Below are 5250 nucleotides of genomic sequence, written 5' to 3'. Positions count from 1 at the left end.
TTTACACACACTTTTTGTCCTATAACTCTTTTGTTTTACCATCTTGATTTAAAAGTGATTATCGATAGGTGGCATATTGCTCGGTAGCATATCATCGTGATTATCCATGTATAATCGCACTTCTTCGAGACTGTCGCTATGATTAATTGTAGCCGTTAATCTACCATTTTCAAATGTAAGTTGTAAAATAATCTCATAGTTAAGATAGAATGGATTATAACGTTTACGACCGGGGCGATTAATGAAATTGGTGGCAATAATAAAATCGCCGGTATAAGGAATAGGATGCTTTACATTTCTATAAAATAATTTGCATTTTTTACCATTTCCCCAATTTTCTAATATAAGAGGTTCGCGGCCAAAAAGCAAAGGTTTAAATTCCGTGCTTTCATTGATTTCTACATTTGTGATAAAAAGATTGTTATCAAGGATGCTGTATTGACATTTGAATCCTGACCAACACGAAGTGTCTGTGCAAAAAGGGCTAAAACCATAGTCTTTAGGTTTAAAAAAATCACTGAAAGCATATTTGTCACTAATTTTGATAATAAGATACTCTTGCTCATGGAAATATAGGTGCGGTTTTGCTTGTTGTGTCATACAGGGCCTCCTTGCTTTGTTAAAAAATAGTAGGGAGATACGATGTAATACAATATAAGTTGATTATACCATAGAGCGTTTTGGGTGAAGGATAATAGTAAAAGTTCAAAATTATTTCGCGATGTATATAAAAAGCCCGCTTACAGTTAGTTTTAACTATAAGCGGGGTAATTTTATTTTTGAATTATGTTTGTCCTATAAGCCTATTTTTTAGAACCTTTTAACTTATATGTTACATACAAGAACAAAATCCAGAATGGAATGGCGATTACCGATGGTCGGAAGCTGTCCATTTGATACATAACGCCTACAACTACCAACAAGAATAAAATACAGAGGTAGTTAATCACCGGATAGAGCGGTGATTTGAATTTCAATTCATCAAGACGGCCTTCGCGAATGAAGGTACTGCGGAATTTCATGTGCGTAGCAATGATGACAAACCAGCTGATTACAAGACCGGCTACTACGAGTGCCAAGAGATGCATGAACACTTCGCCGGCTTGCGGATAGAGGTAGGTCGTCAACACGATGATTAACGCTAACCCGGATGAGAATAAGGTGCTGGCCAACGGCACACCGTGAACCGTTAAGTAACTGAAAATCTTAGGTGCATTACCTGCCTGCGCCAAACCGTACAGCATACGGGAGTTACTGTATAAAATACTGTTGAATACAGATAAAGCCGCTACAAGTACTACGAGGTTCAAAATGTTGGAAGCCGCGGGAATACCGATTTCTTCAAAGATTTGAACGAATGGGCTGGCTTCAAGACCAACTTTATCCCAAGGTGCCAAAGACATAAGCACAACCATGGTGCCAATGTAGAAGATTAAGATACGCAATAATAATTCATTAATTGCGGTTGGTAAGCTATTTTCAGGATTTTCCGCTTCGCCCGCTGTAATACCGATGAGGTCAACGCCGCCGAAGGAGAACATAACAACGGCCAAGGAGCAAAGGAAGCCCCACGAACCATTCGGGAAGAAACCGCCGTTATCCCATAAGTTATGGAAGTTATGCGGGAAGGATCCCATGGTGGTAAAAATAAGGTAAAAACCGAATAGAATCATGCTGACGATGGCGCCGATTTTGATGAAGGATGCCCAGAACTCAACTTCGCCGTAGGCCTTAACGTTGATTAAGTTAATGGCCGTGATGATGACAAGGCATATGAGCGTAGTCAGCCAATGCGGAATGTCCGGGAACCAATAGGCGAGGTACACGGCGATGGCCGCCAGTTCCGCCATGCCGGCGAGCATAAATAAGGTCCAATAATTCCAGCCGGCCAAGTAACCCATAAAGCCATTCCAATATTTGTTGGCAAAATGACTGAATGAACCCGATACCGGTTCGCGTACGGCCATTTCACCGAGCATGCGCATAACGAAGAAAATAAAAAGGCCTGCCAATGCATAGGATGCAATAATACCCGGTCCTACCAATTTGATCGTCGGTGCCGAGCCGTAAAACAGGCCGGTACCTACCGATGCGCCTAAGGCAATCATCTGCATGTGACGGTTTTTGAGACCACGTTTCATACTATGGTCATGACCTTGATTTGATTTTTCACTCATAAAAAATCCCCCTTTATGTTCGGCTCTTCAAAAATACTCAACTACCGTGTTACGCTGCCGAACCTCTTATATATATTCTCTAATGTTACGTTATATAGTCGTTTTTGGCAAGCTGTTTGTACAATTTTACGGGACAATTTTAAAAAAATTACTATAATTTCGAAAAATGTATAATAAATATAAAGGAATTTCATATGGTCGCATCGAATACATACAGTAAATTGCGTTTCTGCGCTTTAAAGGAGGCGGTTCATATGAAAGAATATGCTAGTGATTTAATTCGTAATGTGGCTGTTGTATCTCACGACGGTGCGGGCAAAACAGCATTGGTAGAATCTTTGCTTTTGGCTTGCGGCGCTGTTCAATCCGTCGGTAAAGGGCAAGACAACAAACATATTATGGATTTTGAACCTGAAGAAATTAAACGTAATGTTACTATTCAGCTTGGTATGGCACCATGTGAATGGAAGAATTATAAAATTAATTTCATTGATACGCCGGGTTATTCCGAATTCCATGGTGAAGTGCGCGCCGCATTGCGTGCTTCCGACGGCATGCTTATGGTACTCTCCGCCACGTCCGGTGTGGAAGTGGACACCATTCGCGCTTGGGATTACGGGGTAGAATTGCAGATGCCGCGCATGGCTTTTATTAACAAAATGGATATGGAAGGGGCCGACTTCTTCGGCACTCTTGAAAAAATGCACGATTTATTCGGCAAAGCCATCATGCCACTGCAGATTCCAATTGGCGAAGGTCCTGATTTTAAAGGTGTTGTTGACGTAGCAAAACGTACGGCTTATGTGTATGAAAACGGCAGGGTTACGGAAGTGACGGTACCGGAAGAATTGTCTGCCAAAGTAGAAGAAATCCGTGAATTAACGGTAGAATCCGCTGCTGAAGGTGACGATACCTTATTGGAAAAATATTTAGACGGTCAAGAACTTACTTTGGAAGAAATTCGTCAAGGACTTCGCGAAGGTATGTTGACCGGCCGCGTATGTGCCGTTATGTGCGGCAGTGCCACTAATAATATCGGCATGGACCAAGTACTCGATCGTATGATTCGCTACATGCCGGATGCGTCTAAACGCGTTATGACCGCTGAAGATGTTGAGACAGGCGAAGAACGCGTTGTTCATGTGGATAAACCATTTACCGGTTTTGTATTTAAGACCGTTTTAGATCCGTTTGCCGGCAAACAGAGCTTTGTTCGTGTATTCTCCGGTGAATTAAAAGAAGGGGATAAACTCCTCAATATGAACCAAGGCGTAGAAGAAAAATGGGGTAAAATGTATACCCTCATCGGTAAGCAACAGGTTCCGGTTACGGAAGCTCGCGCCGGCGATATCGTTGTTATTCCTAAATTGGCTGTAACTAAGACCGGTGATACCTTTGCAACGCCTGCCTTCAAAGTTAAATATCGTCAGATTCGCTTCCCACAACCGCTCCATACGGTAGCTATGGTTCCTGAAAAGAAAGGGGAAGAAGAAAAATTAGCCAGTGCATTACAGCGCATTTCGGAAGAAGATCCGACTTGTGTAGTTGTTAAAGACGTAGAAGGGCGTCAGATGCAAGTTCGTTGCATGGGTGAAGTTCATTTGGATCATATCCTCACCAAGATGGAACGTAAATACGGCGTAAAAGCTAAATTGGAAAAACCGTATATTCCATATCGTGAAACGGTTCGCGGTCATGTAGAAGTAGAAGGCAAGCATAAGAAACAAAGCGGCGGTCATGGTCAGTACGGTCATGTTAAAATTGCTATTGAGCCATCCACGGAAAGTGATTTTGAATTTGTAGATAAAATCTTCGGCGGTGCGGTACCTAAGCAGTATATTCCGGCTGTAGAAAAAGGCGCTCGTGAAACATTGGAAAAAGGTTTATTGGCCGGCTATCCTATGATTGGTGTGAAGGTAACCTTATTAGACGGTTCTTACCATGCTGTTGACTCCTCGGAATTAGCATTTAAGGTAGCCGCTGCGCAAGCATTGAAGAAAGGCGTGCCACAGGCTAAACCGGTACTCTTGGAACCTGTTTACAATGTAAATGTGTTTGCACCGGATGCTTTCATGGGCGATATTATGGGCGATTTGAACAGTCGTCGCGGTCGTGTGCTCGGCATGGAACAGGGTGAACGTGAAGGCATTACAGTTGTTAAAGCACAGGTACCGTTTGCTGAAATGCTCGACTATGTAACTGTATTGCGCTCCATGACGCAAGGGCAAGGCGTTTTCAACATGGAATTCAATTCCTATGAGGAAGTGCCTCATAAAACAGCGGAAGCAATCATTGCTAAATTTGACGGTACCGCTGATGAAGAATAAAATACTATGTGATTTATAAATAAATGTTTGATTTATAAACAAATGCTTGATTTATAATTAAATGTTCAATACATAAATGGAAGCTTAGCAGTAGCTGAGCTTCCATTTATAGACATTAATTTACAGCTAATTGGTAATAAGAAGGCGTTTAAACAGATAAGAAGGGACATATTGTGATATTTGGTAATGTAAATGTAAATTATAACGGTCTCGGGTATTCGCCCGTGTTGGTACGCGTACTCGATTGGTTGAAGTCTACGGATTTTAAGCAGCTGCCATTGGGGCGTCATGACATTGACGGTGACAATATTTTTGCCATGCTGCAAGAAGTGACGACTAAAAAAATAGCAGATACGCGACCTGAATCACATAAGGACTATTTAGATGTTCAGTTCGTCATCGATGGGCAAGAAAAGATGGGCTTCTTACCGGATTATGGCATTGAAAAGGTAACAGAAGCACATCCGGACAGAGATTTGTGTTTTTATGCTTCGGAAGTGACCGATGAAGGCTTTGTATTAGCCACGCCGGGGACATATGTTATTTTCTACCCGGAAGACATTCATCGACCATGCTGCGCCGTTAATGATGAGCCTGCCAAAGTATTAAAGATTGTGGTCAAAGTAGCTATGAAGTTATTGGCTTGATATGCTGTTTGTGATTGTAATCACTAACTTATTGGCTTGATAAGCAATTGGCGATTTGTTACAATAGCAGTAAATGAAGGACGACCGGCTTATGGCCGG

At 41.9% G+C, this 5250-nt stretch carries 4 protein-coding genes; 2 read left to right on the top strand and 2 right to left on the bottom strand.

Annotation, left to right across the window (positions count from 1 at the left end; genetic code table 11):
• Positions 1-48: 48 nt before the first annotated feature.
• Both QZL64_RS04490 and QZL64_RS04485 read right to left on the bottom strand, forming a co-directional pair.
• Complete coding sequence (locus tag QZL64_RS04490; protein ID WP_021840805.1) at positions 49-600, bottom strand: hypothetical protein; 552 nt, start codon at positions 598-600, stop codon at positions 49-51.
• Positions 601-803: 203 nt separating this feature from the next.
• Positions 804-2177, bottom strand: a complete 1374-nt coding sequence (locus QZL64_RS04485) for an amino acid permease (RefSeq protein ID WP_021840804.1) — start codon at positions 2175-2177, stop codon at positions 804-806.
• A 254-nt stretch (positions 2178-2431) separates the two neighbouring features.
• Between QZL64_RS04485 and fusA the strand changes: the two genes are divergently transcribed.
• Entirely contained in the window at positions 2432-4504 is a 2073-nt protein-coding gene (gene fusA / locus QZL64_RS04480) for an elongation factor G (protein WP_296309317.1), read from the top strand.
• A 173-nt stretch (positions 4505-4677) separates the two neighbouring features.
• Complete coding sequence (locus QZL64_RS04475) at positions 4678-5151, top strand: YhcH/YjgK/YiaL family protein (protein WP_021840802.1); 474 nt, start codon at positions 4678-4680, stop codon at positions 5149-5151.
• The last annotated feature ends 99 nt before the right edge of the window (positions 5152-5250 follow it).

The sequence above is a fragment of the Veillonella sp. CAG:933 genome (assembly GCF_000431435.1).
Lineage (GTDB): Bacteria > Bacillota > Negativicutes > Veillonellales > Veillonellaceae > Veillonella_A.
This window is presented reverse-complemented; position numbering and strand designations above follow the sequence as displayed.

Bases quoted from the DNA above. Each gene is read 5' to 3' on its own strand.
- QZL64_RS04490 (WP_021840805.1), bottom strand. From the start codon at position 600: ATGACACAACAAGCAAAACCGCACCTATATTTCCATGAGCAAGAGTAT.
- QZL64_RS04485 (WP_021840804.1), bottom strand. From the start codon at position 2,177: ATGAGTGAAAAATCAAATCAAGGTCATGACCATAGTATGAAACGTGGT.
- fusA (WP_296309317.1), top strand. From the start codon at position 2,432: ATGAAAGAATATGCTAGTGATTTAATTCGTAATGTGGCTGTTGTATCT.